This is a genomic window from Vibrio cyclitrophicus (assembly GCA_023206055.1).
Classification (GTDB): domain Bacteria; phylum Pseudomonadota; class Gammaproteobacteria; order Enterobacterales; family Vibrionaceae; genus Vibrio; species Vibrio cyclitrophicus_A.
The window spans coordinates 1477034-1494205 of sequence record CP065367.1; the positions used below are offsets into that span (position 1 = coordinate 1477034).

Annotated in this window: 14 protein-coding genes and 1 pseudogene; 14 read left to right on the forward strand and 1 reads right to left on the reverse strand. The window is 45.1% G+C overall.

Annotation, left to right across the window (positions count from 1 at the left end; all coding sequences use genetic code 11):
* Nucleotides 1-7 precede the first annotated feature (7 nt).
* The 6 genes from ITG09_22155 to ITG09_22180 all read left to right on the forward strand — a co-directional run bounded on the left by ITG09_22155 (nt 8) and on the right by ITG09_22180 (nt 5778).
* On the forward strand, nt 8-1153 hold the full coding sequence (locus ITG09_22155; GenBank protein UPR54085.1) for an ABC transporter ATP-binding protein: 1146 nt from the start codon (nt 8-10) through the stop codon (nt 1151-1153).
* A 1-nt stretch (nt 1154) separates the two neighbouring features.
* Nucleotides 1155-2084, forward strand: coding sequence for a sugar ABC transporter permease (locus ITG09_22160; protein UPR54086.1), 930 nt, complete (start codon nt 1155-1157; stop codon nt 2082-2084).
* Nucleotides 2084-2911 carry a carbohydrate ABC transporter permease gene (locus tag ITG09_22165; protein UPR54087.1) on the forward strand — a complete coding sequence of 276 codons (828 nt, stop codon included), beginning with the start codon at nt 2084-2086 and terminating at the stop codon, nt 2909-2911. The genes ITG09_22160 and ITG09_22165 overlap by 1 nt, the downstream gene beginning before the upstream one ends.
* A gap of 123 nt (nt 2912-3034) precedes the next feature.
* A complete protein-coding gene (locus ITG09_22170; protein UPR54088.1) occupies nt 3035-4273 on the forward strand; it encodes an ABC transporter substrate-binding protein in 1239 nt (412 codons plus the stop codon).
* 60 nt (nt 4274-4333) lie between these two features.
* Nucleotides 4334-4963: an HAD family hydrolase gene (locus ITG09_22175; GenBank protein ID UPR54089.1), complete on the forward strand. Its 630-nt coding sequence runs from the start codon at nt 4334-4336 to the stop codon at nt 4961-4963.
* 2 nt (nt 4964-4965) lie between these two features.
* Complete coding sequence (locus tag ITG09_22180; protein ID UPR54090.1) at nt 4966-5778, forward strand: phosphodiesterase; 813 nt, start codon at nt 4966-4968, stop codon at nt 5776-5778.
* Between the two features lie 67 nt (nt 5779-5845).
* On the opposite strand, the gene ITG09_22185 is transcribed toward ITG09_22180, so the two are convergent.
* Nucleotides 5846-6751, reverse strand: a complete 906-nt coding sequence (locus tag ITG09_22185; GenBank protein UPR54091.1) for a LysR family transcriptional regulator — start codon at nt 6749-6751, stop codon at nt 5846-5848.
* A gap of 365 nt (nt 6752-7116) precedes the next feature.
* On the opposite strand from ITG09_22185, the gene ITG09_22190 reads away from it, so the two are divergent.
* The 8 genes and pseudogenes from ITG09_22190 (at nt 7117) to ITG09_22225 (ending at nt 16850) form a co-directional block, all read left to right on the forward strand.
* Nucleotides 7117-7791, forward strand: coding sequence for a hypothetical protein (locus ITG09_22190; protein ID UPR54092.1), 675 nt, complete (start codon nt 7117-7119; stop codon nt 7789-7791).
* 70 nt (nt 7792-7861) lie between these two features.
* A complete protein-coding gene (locus ITG09_22195; GenBank protein UPR54093.1) occupies nt 7862-8560 on the forward strand; it encodes an ABC transporter ATP-binding protein in 699 nt (232 codons plus the stop codon).
* Complete coding sequence (locus tag ITG09_22200) at nt 8548-9846, forward strand: ABC transporter permease (protein UPR54094.1); 1299 nt, start codon at nt 8548-8550, stop codon at nt 9844-9846. The genes ITG09_22195 and ITG09_22200 overlap by 13 nt, the downstream gene beginning before the upstream one ends.
* Nucleotides 9839-10624, forward strand: coding sequence for an outer membrane lipoprotein-sorting protein (locus tag ITG09_22205; protein ID UPR54095.1), 786 nt, complete (start codon nt 9839-9841; stop codon nt 10622-10624). The genes ITG09_22200 and ITG09_22205 overlap by 8 nt, the downstream gene beginning before the upstream one ends.
* A 9-nt stretch (nt 10625-10633) precedes the next feature.
* Nucleotides 10634-11926 carry a hypothetical protein gene (locus ITG09_22210; GenBank protein ID UPR54096.1) on the forward strand — a complete coding sequence of 431 codons (1293 nt, stop codon included), beginning with the start codon at nt 10634-10636 and terminating at the stop codon, nt 11924-11926.
* Nucleotides 11926-12984, forward strand: coding sequence for a histidine kinase (locus ITG09_22215; GenBank protein ID UPR54097.1), 1059 nt, complete (start codon nt 11926-11928; stop codon nt 12982-12984). Before ITG09_22210 ends, ITG09_22215 begins: the two co-directional genes overlap by 1 nt.
* A gap of 85 nt (nt 12985-13069) precedes the next feature.
* A complete protein-coding gene (locus ITG09_22220) occupies nt 13070-13912 on the forward strand; it encodes a response regulator transcription factor (protein ID UPR54098.1) in 843 nt (280 codons plus the stop codon).
* A gap of 175 nt (nt 13913-14087) precedes the next feature.
* A pseudogene (locus tag ITG09_22225) lies at nt 14088-16850 on the forward strand (insulinase family protein).
* Nucleotides 16851-17172: the final 322 nt, after the last annotated feature.

The window sequence follows — 17172 nt, forward strand, 5'->3', positions numbered from 1 at the left end:
GGACACCATGGCAGATATACATCTTTCAAATATTAAAAAATCATTTGGTCAAACGGAAATCCTAAAAGGAATCAATCTTGATATAAAGGATGGTGAGTTTTTAACATTAGTCGGGGCTTCAGGCAGTGGGAAATCGACGCTTTTACGAATAATCTCAGGTCTCGAAGAGCAATCTGAAGGCCACATTCGCATCGGCGGTACCGACATTTCGGACAAGCGCCCTAAAGATCGCGACCTTGCTATGGTTTTCCAATCTTATGCGCTCTACCCACATTTAACCGTGTGTGAGAACATGCAAGTTCCACTGAGAATGCGCATGCCACTTTGGCAACGGCTCCCGTTTGTCGACAAATTGAGTAACGAGAGCAAAGCTTCCGCTCAATCGATAGATAAGCGCGTTCAGGACGTTGCAGAACAACTGCACATTGAGCACCTACTTGACCGAAAACCCAGTGAACTTTCCGGTGGACAGTGTCAGCGCGTTGCATTGGGCCGTGCCATGGTCAGAAAGCCTTCAGCGTTTTTGATGGATGAACCTCTGTCCAACCTAGATGCAAAGCTGCGTGTTCACATGCGTGGTGAGTTAACTCAAATTCACAGAGACATCGGTACAACCTTTGTGTACGTCACTCACGACCAAGTAGAAGCAATGACCATGTCCGATCGCATCGCACTTCTCGTAGAAGGCGAACTGATTCAGGTCGATACGCCAACCAATATGTATAACAACCCGAATCATCTCAAGGTTGCCGAGTTTATTGGTAGCCCTAAGATCAATACGATTCCAGCTCTGGTGGATGATCATGGCTCAATCATCTTTGACGGCCAAGCACTGGATAACGTCAAACTCAACGCCACCAAGTGTGATGCTCCCATTACCATTGCGGTGCGCTCTGAAGACATGAAAATTGTGCCTAACGGCAAGATGCAGGCCTCTATCACCCATATTGAAAACATGGGGGGCGAGAAGATCATTTTTGCTGAAGCCAACTGGGCAAAAGGCAAAATCGCCATCAAAGTTTCAACCAAAGAAGCTGCCTACTTAGCACAAGGCGATACCATTTTTCTCGAGATGAATATCGAAAACCTCATGTACTTCAATCGAGATGGCAGCCGTATCCAGCAAATCAATATTATGATGGAGGCGGCATAACATGTCTCAAGAATTGGCCATACCGCTGCCATCCCAAAAGGTAAATAAGCTGACTCTAGGACAGAAGCGCGAGCAGCGCAGTGCTTGGCTTCTGACACTGCCCGCAGTGCTGCTCATGATGTTGTTCTTAATCGGTCCCATCATTGCGGTCATTACTTTGTCATTTACCGATTGGCAACTGGGAATGACTAGCTTCTCTTGGGTTGGCATTGATAACTATGTCCAACTAATCAATGACGACACATTTTGGAAAGCACTTAAAAACACCCTACTTTATGTCGCTATCGTTTTGCCATTTTCGGTCATCGGTGGCCTTGCTATCGCCATTCTAATCGAAGCAAGACCTAGTGGAAAAAGTGTGTATCGAACTGCATTTTTCCTACCAGTAATGGGAACGTTGATCGCAATGTCGATTGTTTGGGAATACATCCTGCAGCCTGATTTCGGTCTACTCAACATGATATTGGATCAACTCGGTATCGATGGCAAAAATTGGCTTAATGACAAGGACACCGTCATTTATGTACTCGCGGCTATCGGTATCTGGCATCAGCTTGGTTACAACATGGTTCTGTACATGTCAGGGTTGATGGCCATCCCCCCGCACCTCTATGAAGCGGCCGAAATGGATGGTGTTCCTAACGGTTGGTCACGCTTTAAACTCATTACATGGCCGATGTTAGGCCCAGTCACACTCTTCGTTCTGGTGATTTCTGCAATTAAAGCCTTTCAGGTATTCGATACCGTCGAAGTCCTCACTCAAGGCGGTCCAAGCAAAAATTCGGAAGTATTACTGCACCTTATGTACGTCGAAGGGTTCCAATTTTTCCGTACCAGTTACGCGGCTGCTATCACCGTTATCTTTCTGTTCATTGTGCTGATGATTACCGTTGTAAAAATGCGCTTTATGGAAAAGAAGGTTCACTACTAATGAAACGAATCGATTTATTTGGCCTCTTTCGCCACATCACACTCATTGCTTTGGCTTTGGCTTTCCTGCTGCCCTTTATTTGGATGTTTCTGACTTCCATAAAGCCAGAGAGTGAGATCTTCTTAAATGAAATACGTTGGCTGCCAGAACGGTTCGCGGGCTATGAAAACTACAGCACAGCACTGTCAGAAACCCCATTGCTTAAGTTTATGTTGAATGGCGTGATTGTCACCGTCGCCATTTTCTTAAGTCAGATAGCTGTTGCAGTCCCTGCCTCATACGCGCTGTCAAAGCTGCAGTTTAAAGGTAAGCAAGTGGTGTTTATCGCCATTCTTGCTTGCTTAATGATTCCACCACAAGCGGTATCTATCCCATGGTACCTATTGATGTACAAATTCGGATGGTTGAACAGTTATGAAGGTTTAATCGCGCCGTTTTCTATCTCAGTCTTCGGCATCTTCTTAATGCGTCAGTTCTTTAACTCGGTTCCGGATGACCTTATTTCAGCCGCTCGTTTAGATGGATTCAGTGAATTCGGGATCATTTGGCGAATCATGGTACCCACCGCGATACCTGCATTAATCGCTTTTGGCATCTTTTCAATCGTCGCTCACTGGAACGATTACTTCTGGCCTCTGATTATTGCCAACAGTCAGGATGTTTACACTCCACCACTGGGGGTCGTCGCTTTTAAGAGTGATGAAGCTGGTGATAATTATGGGCCGTTAATGGCAGCCGCAACCATCATCGTTGCACCGCTGATCATCGCCTATTTATGTGCACAAAAACGCTTTATTGAAGGAATTACGATGTCTGGAATGAAGTAAATCCGCCTTACCCAAATACCTTTGAGCATTCCGAAAATGGCGCAGGTCATGGGCATGCTCAAATCAACTAGACCAATAGTCCGAAGGAAAAGGGCTAATAAAATTGAAGTATCGGAGAATAAAATGACACGTAAGTTTATCGCATTTGCCGCAATGGCCTTATCAACGTCAGCAATGGCTGACACGACCATTGTTGTGCAATACCCCTACGGCGAACTGTTTGATGGTCTGCATAAGCAATTGGCACAAGACTTCGAGCAGGCGAATCCTGATATCAAGGTTAAATTCCGCTCAAACTATGAGAACTACGAAGATGCCACGCAAAAAGTCATGCGTGAAGCGATCACGAATCAGTTGCCAGACGTTAGTTTTCAAGGGCTCAACCGCGTGTTGCCGTTATACGAACGTAACATCGCGGTTCCCCTTGATCAGTTCATTACTGATGAAGATAGAACCCAAAATGGCTACGACGACTCCATGATGTCTCCAAGCAAATTTGATGGGCAAACCTACGGCTTACCATTTGCCGTATCGATGCCAATTGTCTACTTCAATGCGGACTTAGTACAACAGGCAACGGGCGACGCTTCACTGCCAAATTCATGGAAAGATATTTACTCTGTCGCAGCCAAAATCAACGAGCTCGAAGGTAACCCAAAAGGCATGTACTACGACTGGAACATCACAGGAAACTGGCTGTGGTTATCTCTTGTCATGTCACAGGGCGGCGATATTTTACGTGACGGAAAAGTCGCATTTGACGGAGAGGAAGGGCAATGGGCGATCAGCCAACTGGCTCAAATGCACACCAAAGCCGATATGCCAGACTACCAACGCAGAAGCGCAGAACGTTCGTTTGGTGCGGGTAACATCGGTATTTATGTCACGTCGACATCCAACTTAGCTATGTTCGAACGCTCTATTGGCGATAAGTTTGAACTGAAGACCGTCCAATTCCCAGAAGTACGTGATGGTGGCACTTTGCCAGTTGGTGGTAATGCGGTTGTTATGCTTGCTAAAGATAAGAAACAACAAGAAGCCGCGTGGAAATACATCAAGTACATCACTGGCCCAGAGGGAAATCAACAGATCCCACATTTTACGGGTTATATGCCGCCCAACCAAATAGCAGCTCAATCTTTAGACGCTTTTTATCAAGAGCGACCAAATCATAGTACCGCAGTATCGTCGCTGCCTTTGATGGACACGTGGGTTTCTTTCCCTGGTGCTAATGGTTTAAAAATTACCGACGTGATATCAGACGAACTTCACACAGTAGTATCTGGTGCGCGAGCTCAGGGTGATGAACCTAAGGCTGTACTCGAAGAAATGAGCAAGAAAGTAAATCAACTTTTGAACTAGAAACCAATAGGTCAGTTCCTCATTGCATTTAGGGGCTGACCTTTGAATTAAGAGAGACATATGATTGTTTTTGATTTTGATGGGGTAATCTGCGACAGCTTAGAAGTGTGCCGCAATGCGTGCCAATATGCTGTTGGTAAGCAGCACTCTCCCATACTCATTGAAACTAATCCGTTCCGATACTTAGACCCAGTGACATTTGAAACCCTTGCTTCTGAACTCGGGCTAAATGAGCCACAATTTGCTAGGGACGTGGGTGAGTTTGTGTCCAATAACAGTACTAAGACGACGTTCTTCTACGGCATTGACGCAGTAGTCCAACAACTATCTCAATCACACCGCCTATTCATCGTCAGTGCCAGTAATAGCGAAGCAGTGCGTCTCCAATTAGTGAGGCATGGTTTAGACTCCTATTTTGAAGATATTTTAGGGGGCGATAGACCTGGTAGTAAGAGTGAGAAAATCCTTGAACTGAAACGCACCCACTCAACGCCTGCGATTATGATTGGTGATTGCATTAGTGATATCAAAGCCGCACACGAGAGCAGTTCGCTATCCATTGCTGTGACTTGGGGGTGGCAATCACAGAGTTACTTAGAACAGGCTAAACCGACGGCAGTCGCACAAAACGTTTCAGCATTAACATCAATAGTGCACCAACTATCCGACATATCTGAATTAATGGCTTAATCATGAAAATCATTCACTTAACAGACACTCATCTGGGTTACACTGGTCAAGAAATCTATCAACGATCCCCTATTCCCGCTTTAGAAAAGGCCATTAAGAGTATCAACCAAGAGCACAGCGACGCTGAAATGCTGATGATCACCGGAGATTTGGCTCATGCAGGTCATCCAGAGGCTTATCAAAACCTCAAGTCCATTCTAGAAAAGTTAACTATCCCCTATCATTTAGTCATCGGAAACCATGACGACAGACCAACGATTTCAGAGCTATTTCACGACTTTGAGTTGGATGAAAATGGCTTTGCCCAAAAAGTAATCAGCACTGAAAAAGGGCTATTTATCCTTCTCGATACTGTTATTGAAGGCACACACGCAGGCTACTATTGTGAAACACGTTTTGCTTGGCTTGAAGAACAACTGGCGAAAGCGAACAACACTCCCGTATATATATTTATGCATCACGCGCCCTTTGACACAGGTATCCCTGCAATGGATGTAATCAGTCTAAAGAAATCACATGGTGAACGACTGGGAGAACTCTTCGACAAATACAATAATGTTAAACACCTGTTTTTTGGTCATTACCATCGTCCTATCGCCGGACAATGGCGCGGCATCGCATTTTCAACGCTGCGTGGTATGAACCATCAGGTGCGCCTCGACCTACACAGAGACAATATGATTCAAGGATGCTTTGAAGAGCCACAATACTGTGTTGTGCTCATGGAAGATGACCGTACTTTGATCCATTATCATGACTACATGCACCAAAGTGAGCATTTTGATATTGGCAGCCCAGTCGAGGCCCACATATAAGTATTGTTACCTCATCCATCTTTGCTGGCCTCTACCGATGACACCTGTCGTTGAGGCCATCAATGTTTTAAAAATGAAGAGGGTTGTGTAGAGTCGGTTCTGCACACTTTAAGAAGGCTTGAACAAGGCGACTCCCCAAACGTTCATTAGACACAGCAAAACTATACTTCATCCCTAAATGGCTGTTCTTAAATGATTTTGCAACAATTCGAGCGTCTTCAATATGCTCGTGCTCAGTGACAACACTGACACCTAACCCCTGAGCGACCCCTTCACGTATCGCTTCACGGCTGCCAATTTCGAGGTTACCAGCAAGTTGTATACTGTGCTCATCAAGAGCTTGTTCAAAGATAGCTCGAGTCATCGAGCCCTGTTCACGACGTAACAAAATCTGGTTATTAAAATCTGAATACTCTAAGGACTCTTTCCCTGACAAAGGATGGTCCTTCGGCAAAATTGCAATGAGCTTATCTTCCTGACATAAGAACGTTCGGAAACCTGGAATAGCTTGTTTATGTACGAATAACCCGACATCGACTTCTCCAGTTTGTAGAAGACTTAGGGCCTTCTCATTAGAGCCATACACAACTTTGATTTTAATTTTTGGATACTTGGTGACAAAGTGTTTGAGTGCTTGAGTGATGTGGTAAGGACTCACCGCAGAAATGGTTAATGTGCCATGAATCAATTTACCGTGAGATTGCATAAACTCATCGATTTCGCGTACGCCGTTGATAACGGAGCGACACAAAGGCATTAGCTGCAACCCTAAATCGGTCAGCCGATTGTTGCCTCGACCGCGTGTAAATAGCTTGGCATTGTAAAGCGTCTCTAACTCACCAACCTGCTTAATAATGGTGGGTTGTGAAAGCCCCAAATTATCCGCAGCTTTCTTAAAACTCCGGTACCTACCGACTTCATAAAACGCTTTCAGCAGTGGTAACGTTATCGGTGACATTCTCTTGTCTAACATTTAACTAATCCAAAACTCCCTGATGGAAACTCGTTGCTGATATTGGGAAAGGAAATGTTTTAGCATGACAATAAGACAAAGGAATGACGACGATGTAAAAACAATATCAAGCTAAGTCATTATTGATACTCAAAGACGTTGTTAAAACCCCCAATATAAATAGACAATGAAAAACGTCAGATTGCTTTCTGTTAAATTCATCTAGTCCTTTCCTGCTGGTGCTTTTTTATTTTCACTCCCCACTCCCCACTCACACCCTCTCTAAACCATTCACTCCTCGTAATGACCATTCGTCGCATTGATAAAACTGCATGACAAATTCTAGTTAACCTTTCAACGTCAACATTTGAAAGGGATTGGAAATCATGACTACTGCAAACACGACTTACTCACTTACTTCTCTATTTAAGCGTTCATTTTTGATTGGGCTTGTTTCCTTCGCTCCTACGTTAGCTTTAGCTAACCCAAGTTCAGACGTGCTCGATATCTATAACCAAGCCGCGCAAGGTAATGAAGACTTGGTTGAGGTGGCTTATGAACGCCTTAACGACACGCTGCAACAAGACGGCGCGACACCACTGACTTTGGTTTACCTAGGGAGTACAGAAACCTTAATGGGGCGTGATGCGTTCTTGCCTTGGAACAAGATGAAGTATGTAGAAAAGGGTTTATCGACCATCGATAAATCATTGGTATTGCTGAAAGACGAAGACCAACTAATTCATGAGCAACCTCGCGTTCAAGGGCTGCCAGATTCTTACCTGACTCGCGCTATGGCTGCGGTGACTTACACCTCTCTACCCGACATGTTTAACCATTTCGATCGTGGTTATGACCTGTTCCTTTCGCTTCTGGCTGAAGATGCTTTTCAGCAACAGCATTTCGCTGCGACCTCGTGGATTTACCGTTACGCCATTACTGCATCGATTCGTGCTGAAGACTTCGAGCAAGCACAAACGTGGTTAGAACAAATGGAAACGGCCGATGCTGGCAGCATCGAAACTATGACAGCGAAGGCCCTAATAGCGAAAGCTAAATAACGGTTTACTCAAGCTCAACAACAACAGCAGCGAGCGCTTAAGAATGGATTGGTAATCGGAGGACAAAAGAATGATTGAATTTAAAGGTATCGGCAAAGCTTATGTGACTGGCGGTCAACGTGTTGATGCATTAAACGGGGTCGATGGACATATCCAACGTGGTGAAATGGTGGCGTTATGTGGGCCGTCGGGTTCAGGGAAAAGCACACTTTTGAATATTCTTGGTTTGTTGGATATGGACTATCGAGGGCAAATCAATATTGATGGCAAAGCGTATCCAACAGAGCAAATCGCTGCTGCGCGTTTTCGTCGCCAGTCGTTGGGTTTTGTATTTCAGCGCTTCAATCTAGTTCCTGTAATGACTGCGCTTGAGAACGTCGCTTATCCATTGATGTTGAATCAATGTTCGAAACAAGAACAACAGGCCAGAGCGCAAGAGATGTTAGAGCGTGTTGGGCTAGGAGATTACGTTCATCACCGCCCAGACAACCTTTCAGGCGGTCAGCAGCAACGTGTCGCGATAGCCAGAGCGTTGATTCACAACCCAAGCTTAGTGATTGCCGATGAGCCGACTGCAAGCCTAGACAGCCACACTGCCAACCTTGTGATCGACATTATGAAAGAGCTCGGCCATGAAATGGGAACCACCTTTATTGTCGCAACGCACGACCCAAGAATGGCGCAGCGTTGTGACCGAGTCATTGAACTTATCGACGGTCAACTGGCGCCACAATCCGCAACAACGGAGGCGAACTCATGGGCAAGCTAACACAAAGAATGAGCACGTTTTTACTTCCAACCTCGGTGCGTTTGGCGTGGCTTAATCTATTAAGAAATGGTCGCCGTAGTCTGCTTTCAGTGTTGATTATCGCGATAGCCGTATTTGCACTCACCAGTGCAGGTGGTTACGGACTTTACACTTATGAATCTCTGCGTGAATCGACTGCGCGTGATACTGGCCACCTTACTTTGAGTACGCCAGGTTATTTTGAACAAGATGAAGACATGCCGCTGAGCAATGGTTTAGATAATGTTCAAGCGCTCACCAAGAGCATCATTGGCGACAGTGATGTGCGTGGTGTGCAGCCGCGAGTCTACTTCAGCGGCTTGGTGTCTAACGGCAGTAAGTCGACCATTTTTATGGGAACGGGCGTGAATGAGCGTGAGTTCGATATGAAAGGACCGTTTCTTGATGTGCGCAGTGGTCAGACTCTCTCTGATGTGAAATCACCAAGATACGACAGCCAAGAACCACAAGTGATGCTGGGAACCGACCTTGCTCGTAACCTCAAAGTTGCGGTTGGTGATTGGGTAACGCTGCTCGCGACTACCAGTGATGGCGCTTTGAATGCTTTTGATTTTAAGGTGCAGGGCATCTACTCGACTGGGGTTCCTGAGCTGGATAAGCGTCAGCTGTATGTTCATATCACTGCCGCTCAAGAGCTTTTGGCCTCAGATAAAGTCAGCACCTTGTCGGTGTTCCTATTTGAAACAAGCAAAACCTCGACCGTTCAACAGCGCATCCAAACTGCTTTAGATCGAAACAGCGCGAGCCAAAGTGATCAAGGTACAGAGATCGAGATAACCCCATGGCAAGATCGTGCATTTTTTTACACCAAGGTTAAAGATCTTTACGACCGGATCTTCGGCATCATGGGTGCAGTGATGGCATTAGTGGTGTTCGTGTCGCTGTTTAACACCATGACTATGTCAGTCACAGAGCGCACTCGTGAAATCGGCACCTTGTCGGCACTTGGCAGCTACCCCTCAGAAATTGTCGCAGGGTTCTTAAAAGAGGCGGGATTACTGGCTCTGATTGGCAGTGCGATTGGCGCGCTAGTGAGTGGCTTGGTGTCGGTGTTGTTACTGGTGATTGATGTGCAAATGCCACCTCCCCCCGGCAGAACCGAAGGTTACCCACTCAACATTTACTTTTCATTAGAATTGGTTGGTTACGCCACGTTAGGTGTGCTGACGATATGTTTGCTGGCTGCTTATTTCTCTGCTCGTAAAGGCGTGAATAAGCCAATCACGGAGGCGCTGGTTTATGTATAAATTTACTCGTTCGCTTATCACTGCTTTAGGTTCTGTATTGGTTTTGGTTCTAGCATCGACACCAAGCTGGGCCGTCGATTCACAACAAGTCACTGAGATGATCGCCAAGGCGGATAGTTACCGGTTGAACAGCACACAAGCCTCTAAAGTGGTTTCTCTGGTGGCGCTATATCAAGACGAGCAACTGGATAAAACGCGAGAATACAATGTCTACACAAGGCCAAACCGAGAGTCGTTGGTGGTCTTTAAGTCAGCCGTAGAGGCTGGTCAAAAGATGCTGATGATTGAAGACAACTATTGGTTGTTGATGCCAAAGTCTCGTCGCCCAATTCGTATCACACCAATGCAAAAACTATTAGGTGAAGCGTCGGTTGGCGATATCTCGACGCTGACTTGGAGTGAGGATTATCAAGGCGAGTGGGTTGCCGAACAACAGGTTGAGATTCCGAATGGTGAACAGCTTGATACCCATCACCTAAAGCTATTAGCGAAAACCAAGGGCGCGAGCTATCAATCGATTGATCTGTGGTTAACGGCAGATCGCGCATTTCCAGTTAAAGCGGATTTGTATTTGCGTTCAGGAAAGCTAGCCAAGCAAGCGTGGTTTACTGAAGGCGTGCGAGATGGCTTACCAACAGTAGTGTCGATGACCTTGCTCGATAAGATTCAACCAAGTAAGAAAACCGTGATTGAGTACCGCGAGGTGAGCGAGCAAGCCTTGGCAGACAAGTATTATAACCCTGCTTACTTGTCGCGTAATAGCGTGTCTGGGCTTTAGGTGGTTGTCATGAAAGCTTTCAATTGCCGATTCCACATAAAGCCTTCAATCGCTACTTTGCTTGCTTTTTCTTGTATGAGTAACACGATTCAAGCGGACGATCTGAGTTTGGCGTGGGATTGGCAACTCAGTGCAGAAGCCGTTGAATCGAGAGAGTCGCCATTCAGCCCTTTAGCGTCTGATAATCGTCAGTCGCTCAATGGTTTGTTGGATCTTGAGGCTGGTTATAACAATTGGCTTGGTCTGTTTGCAGTGAAAGCCAATGATATTTTGAGCAACAGCCCTCAAGAACAAGACGCGAGCTTTGAGTCTGAATTCATTGTCCGTGAGTTGTTCTGGCAAGGTGGTGTTGAGCTGTCGAATTCAGCGTTCGGTGACCACTATCTTGATGTCACGCTCGGTAAGGTTCGTTTGGACTGGGGCGTGGGTTATGGTTATCGACCGCTAGACATCATCAAGCCGTATCGTCAGAACCCTGTGGGTATTGTCGCAGAAGAGGGCGCGGGTGTTGCGTCGGCGTCACTGTTCGATATGACGGGCGAATGGACACTGCTTTACAGCGATTCATCATGGACTTCTCAAGACGTGAATGAATTCGAAAAGCAGAATCAGCAACAAGGATTTGGATTACGTCGTTACAATCTTGTAGGTGATCACGAGTATCAGTGGGTCGCTTATTACGACGATGTACGCCACGGCTTGCTTGGAGCGAGCTTGGTTTCGGTATTAAACCTCGCTTGGGAGTTTCATGGTTCGATGATTTATCAGCGACAAAGCCTTGGCTACAGCCAGCCTGATTCCATGCTTAAACCTGTGTATCTCGAAGAGCAGGGCGAGGCCTATCAAGCGTTAGCCGGATTAACATGGGCCAATGATACTGGCCACAATGTGGTCTTGGAATACTGGTTTGATAGCCGCGCTTGGAGCAATTCTGAATGGCAAAGTGCCATAGAAAGTGCCGAGTCTTTGTCGGTTAATCCTATGACTGCATCACTGGCTGGTTCTTATGCGCAAGGTTATCAACACGCCAATTTGGTTCAACACAACATCATGTTTCACTGGTCTTTGGATTCGACACATGGCTGGCTTGAAGATATCACGCCGACATTTGATGTGATGTTGTCCCCACAAGACGGTGGTTTTATTGCGACTCAGTGGCTCAACTATCAGGTATTAGATAATGGTGACTCATCGTTGGAATTGGAACTTGCTGCACGCTTTCTAGGCGGTAAAAGTGATTCTGCTTACGTCAACTTACCCGATAGTCATATGATTCTTATAAATATCAAAGGACGATTTTAATGAACACTTCTTCAAACAGTCGGTTTTCATGGATCAAAAGCTTCGCGTTCACCACGCTATTTTGTGTTCTTATTGCAATTACAACCCATACGATTTGGGGCGGCGGATTAACGGTTAACCTGGCAATCAGTTTTGGCTTTGGTTATAGCGCTGTGGGTTCCTCTTTCGTTTTGGTGAAGTTGTTTAAGAGAACATCTAGAAGGCTTGAAGTGGCCATCTCAATGGTGGTCGCGATGACCTTCGGTACTTTGAATGCGCACTATTGGTTAAACGGGTATTTCGGATCCAATATCTCTGATCTTAAATCTGTGGTGCTGTTGGGCGTTATCTTCTGCTCGGTTTGCTATTACTACTTCTACTCACGAGAGAAGCAGCTGCGTGCCGACAATGAATTAGAAGTGGCCAAGCGCCGTCAGGCCGACCAAGATAAGGTGGTGGTACTCAGTCAGCTTAAACAACTGCAAAGCCAAATCGAACCGCATTTCCTATTTAATACGCTGGCGACCATCAATGTGTTGATTGAGAGCGACAGTGCGAAAGCCAAGTTGATGCTCGAAAAGCTGACTGACTTGTTACGTGTGACTCTTAAAAACAGCCGCACTGAGCAATCGACCATCGTACAAGAGGTCGACTTGCTAGATGCTTATCTTAATATTCAAAAGATACGCTTAGATGAGCGCTTAGCCTTCTCGATTGAAACGCACGACATTAGCGATCAGCAAGTGATTCCGCCATTTTTGATTCAACCTTTGGTGGAGAATGCGCTCACACACGGTATTGAGCCAAAAGCCGCAGGTGGCCAAGTGAACATCCGTATTGCCCAACAAGCACAGCAGCTAAAAATTGAAGTGTCTGATAATGGCGCTGGACTGAAAACGCCCTCGGTGAATAGTGGCCATGGTGTTGGGTTAAGTAACATTCGTCAGCGAATCGAAACCCTTTACGGTGATAAGGCGAGCCTCACGGTTACTGAGCAGGCTACAGGTGGCGTGGTATCAACTATCTTATTACCGCTCATCAGAGAAACTAGATCCGAGAACGCAGAGCTGACACTCTAGGCACTGTTACGTAAATAAGTACAGTGACGAAATAAGCACAGAGACAAAAACAGACGATTTACAGTGTGAATTTAAAGGAATAATCATGAATAACCCAGCATCAAAGCCAAGTGTCACGGCGATTATCGCAGACGACGAAGCACTGTTAAGGCACCATCTCGACAAGAGTTTGGCTGAGGTTTGGCCTGAGCTAGAGATCGTCGCTAAGGCACAAAACGGGCTAGAGGCAATGCAGGGTATTCAGCAACTTGAGCCTGATGTGGTCTTTCTTGATATTCGAATGCCAGAGCTCGATGGTATCTCGTTGGCGAAAAAACTGAACAAGTTAGCTTCGCCGCCATTGGTGGTTTTCATTACCGCTTACGACGAATACGCGGTTAAAGCCTTTGAGCACAATGCGATGGATTACTTGCTAAAACCAATCAATGAAGAGCGTTTACTTGCCACATGTCAGAAGGTTCAAACACGCTTGTCGAGCAACCAAATGCAATCAGGTAGCGCGCCAGTACAGCCTGATATCGCGGCATTAATGAATCAGCTTCAACAGCTATCCCAGTCAACCTCGCAGCAACCTCCCTATCGACCGCAGCAAAAACACCTCACATGGCTCAAAGCCAATATCGGGGAAGACATCCACCTGATTGCCGTCGATGATGTGGTGTATTTCAAAGCCGAAGACAAGTACGTGTCTATATTTAAGAAGGGTCAAGAGGGTGCATTAGAGGAGTTTATTCTTCGAGTGTCGCTAAAAGAGTTGATTGCCCAACTCAATCCTGATGAGTTTTGGCAGATTCACCGTTCTGTGGTGGTGAAGGTTTCCGCCATTGATAAGGTGAAGAAAGGACTCTCCGGCCAGATGTCTGCGTATGTGTCAGGCGAGAAGCTACCGATCAGCCGCGCTTCGCAAGCCCTGTTTAAAGGTATGTAGAAAACGAACAAAAGGCGATACATATAGGCTTTATAATTAATTCATGTAATTTATAAATCAAACACTTTCATACTTATATCGAGTGACTCTAAAATTTTAGTCGTTTGATTTAATGGCGAATTATTACACTTTGGCGATCGGATATATTGGAGCAAAGCCCTTCAAAGAGATCGTTATGAAAGCATACTATTTAGTCGTCGTATTGAGCTCCACATTGCTAGGTTGCAGTTCTACTCCTCAGCAACAAACGTTATTGAAATCCGATCCATATTGGGTCACAGGTGAATTAGATAACGGCTTAACCTATCACGTTTACCCTGACCGAGAACAACCAGTATCGGTACGCTTACTTGTGCATGCCGGCTCTTTCCAAGAGAGCGAACAACAAAAAGGTTATGCCCATTTTATTGAACATATGGCGTTTAATGGCAGCAAAAATTTTTCAGGGAATGATGTAGTAGAGTTGTTTGAGCAATCTGGTGCTAGTTTTGGCGCCGACTTAAATGCTTATACCTCCTATCAAGAAACCCTCTATAAGTTAGATCTGCCCGATAACGAGAATCTAGATAAAGCGTTGGCTTGGTTTAGAGATATTGGTGATGGTTTACTGCTGTCTGGAGATGAAATCGAAAAAGAGAAAGGTGTGATATTAGGGGAATTTCGACACACACGAGTTGAAGATAAACCGCTCTCATTTAAGTTCTACGATCATATGATTGAGGGCACGAATTACCAAACCAACGATCCCATTGGCAATAAAGAATCCGTTTCTAATGCGAATGTTCAAGAATTAAAAAACTATTACCAAACCTGGTACCAACCTCAGTTAACCGAGGTGATTGTCTCTGGTGATATTACACTGGCAGAAGTGATCCCTTTGATTGAAGAAACCTTCTCTGACTGGCAAAGAGGCACAACACTGGTTCCCGTGAAGAACACATCAGCGGATTACAATACTCAAGATTTTGTGGCGTATGGATCTGGGGTCGAGCCACCGAGCATCGGGATAGTGATTGATCGTGGGCAAAGAGTGACACGCAGCCATGAGCAACAACATCAGCTTTGGCTAGATGATATTGCTCAGCAACTCATCCAACAAAGGTTGAATTCAGATTTTGTTGATGCTGCGTTGCCAGTGCAATGGGTTGCTTCGATTCCCTATTTCTTAGAGTACCAAAGGTATTCTATTACTACGGTTGGCTTTCCTGTCGATAGTCGAGAGCAAAGCCAGCAGCAGTTTATTTCTACTCTTGCCTCATTGCGTGATCATGGTGTGAGCGAATATGAGTTTACGAGTGTGATATAGCAATACCAAGCGAACCTTGATGACATTAAGTCTAACTGGGAGAGAATGAACGCAGTGGCTCATGCTGACGGTAAGTCGACGGCATTGGTGATTGACCAGACGGTTCAATCACAGCTTGATTATAAGTCGAGTTTGAAAGAGTTTCTTGCGAGTACGGATCTGGAAGCCGTAAATGATAATTTAGATGATTTACTTTCTAGCCCTTATATTTTGGGATTAGGTTTATCGTCTAAAGAAGACTTGCAGGCAATGAATAACGAGCTAAAAGATGTCAGAAAAGCCTATAAAAAGACAGGTAACAGACCATTACTCGTTACTGCAAGCTCGGCGTTTAGTGTGCCTGCGTCTCAAGGCGAAATTGTAAAACAAGTTCAGGTGAGTGACGATCCTAATTTGAAGCAGTGGACATTAAGCAACGGTATTGAAGTTTTGTATCTCCGTAACTCTGAAGCTGGTAATAGTGTTGGGGTTTACTATGCGAGTGAGGGCGGAAAAGCGGCGCTGGATCCTTCGCTGTTTCCTGCTGTAGAGATTGCGCTGCCCGCTTCGGTTCGTAGTGGTGTTGGTAAATTTAGTGGTTCGGAGTTAACCGCTCACTTGAGACGCGAAGACATTGAAATTTATCCCTTCATCAACTTTACTCATCATGGCTTAGAAATAAGTGCCAAGAAAAAGACGCTTGCCGAAGGTTTAGCTGCGCTGCACACCATTGTAACCGAACCCAAAATAGACAGTGATCAGCTTGAGGCTGTGAAATCTGAATTTGCTCAAGATCGTACAGCATATTTAGAAACTCCAGTTGGCCAGTTTATTCAGATGGTTAATCGCAATAGCTATCAAACAAGCAGCCGTCACATGATGCTTGAAAGTGAAGATATTAAGGCTGTCACGTCGCAAGATATATTAGATGTTCATCATCAACTCTTCCAAAAGTTAAGAGACAACACATTGGTTATTGTTGCTGATATTAATCCAGCTGAAATTAAGCCTCTTGTGCGTCAATACGTTGCTTCATTGCCATTAGAAGCCGCTGTGTCTCCTGATTATCAGGTGGCTTATAGTCCTGATTCGAAAGAACGAATGGATATATCCGTCAATAATGAAGACAGCAGTCAGTATTTGTTACGTGTGATTTCCCAGCAAGCTCGGGATAAAACCGCAAAAGATGTGTTTATGGACGATATGCTTCAGCGCGTGTTGTCGAAACGTTTAACGGCTTATGTTCGTGAAGAGTTAGGTTTGGATTATGCGCCTTATGTTTACTCGGTCGCACAAGACAGTGAGCCGAGTTATGACTGGTTAATCGGCTCTTTAACGGCTCCAGAAAACTCAGATAAAATTGAACAGGCGATTGATAAGGTCATTGCTGGAGCGGCAAAAGGGATTTCTGAAGATGAGACTCGAACGGCCGCTAAGCAGCTTGTAGCGGACCTTGCTCCACTTAAATATAAGCCTACTGAACAAGCTTGGTTTATTTCTCGTTATTTGATTCATGATTATGGTTTTGAGGCGTTGTTCGACCTGCAGGGGACGGCAGACTCCATTTCTAGTCAAGACATGACAGAGTATGCGAAAGAAATTTTTGGTGATAACAGCTATCAGTTGAAGAATCTGTTAAGCCCACAAGGTTAGGTCTAGTTAGGTGAGTGGTTTTTCTTGAAAGCCACTTCTACTCTTTATATATGGATTCACTTCCAAGCCAAATGTTTAAGCATTTGGCTTTTTTATTGCGCTGAATCTTATGAGGTTTGGTAGAACCACTTATTAGCCGAGCCTCGCAAGCTTTGTTTAAAGGGATGTAGAGGCTCACTTAAGGTATTTAGCAAGCGTGTTTAAATGGATTTCATAAGTTCTTATTGAAGTGCTACTTCAGTAAATACAGCTGATCTTACATATCGAACGGTAATTTATAAAACAAAGATCCAGATCACAAAGATATTCATCCGGTTAAATA

Coding starts and splice junctions, on each gene's coding strand:
- ITG09_22170 (UPR54088.1), top strand. CDS start 3,035: ATGACACGTAAGTTTATCGCATTTGCCGCAATGGCCTTATCAACGTCA.
- ITG09_22220 (UPR54098.1), top strand. CDS start 13,070: ATGAATAACCCAGCATCAAAGCCAAGTGTCACGGCGATTATCGCAGAC.
- ITG09_22160 (UPR54086.1), top strand. CDS start 1,155: ATGTCTCAAGAATTGGCCATACCGCTGCCATCCCAAAAGGTAAATAAG.
- ITG09_22210 (UPR54096.1), top strand. CDS start 10,634: ATGAAAGCTTTCAATTGCCGATTCCACATAAAGCCTTCAATCGCTACT.
- ITG09_22155 (UPR54085.1), top strand. CDS start 8: ATGGCAGATATACATCTTTCAAATATTAAAAAATCATTTGGTCAAACG.
- ITG09_22185 (UPR54091.1), bottom strand. CDS start 6,751: ATGTTAGACAAGAGAATGTCACCGATAACGTTACCACTGCTGAAAGCG.
- ITG09_22215 (UPR54097.1), top strand. CDS start 11,926: ATGAACACTTCTTCAAACAGTCGGTTTTCATGGATCAAAAGCTTCGCG.
- ITG09_22175 (UPR54089.1), top strand. CDS start 4,334: ATGATTGTTTTTGATTTTGATGGGGTAATCTGCGACAGCTTAGAAGTG.
- ITG09_22180 (UPR54090.1), top strand. CDS start 4,966: ATGAAAATCATTCACTTAACAGACACTCATCTGGGTTACACTGGTCAA.
- ITG09_22195 (UPR54093.1), top strand. CDS start 7,862: ATGATTGAATTTAAAGGTATCGGCAAAGCTTATGTGACTGGCGGTCAA.
- ITG09_22200 (UPR54094.1), top strand. CDS start 8,548: ATGGGCAAGCTAACACAAAGAATGAGCACGTTTTTACTTCCAACCTCG.
- ITG09_22205 (UPR54095.1), top strand. CDS start 9,839: ATGTATAAATTTACTCGTTCGCTTATCACTGCTTTAGGTTCTGTATTG.
- ITG09_22165 (UPR54087.1), top strand. CDS start 2,084: ATGAAACGAATCGATTTATTTGGCCTCTTTCGCCACATCACACTCATT.
- ITG09_22190 (UPR54092.1), top strand. CDS start 7,117: ATGACTACTGCAAACACGACTTACTCACTTACTTCTCTATTTAAGCGT.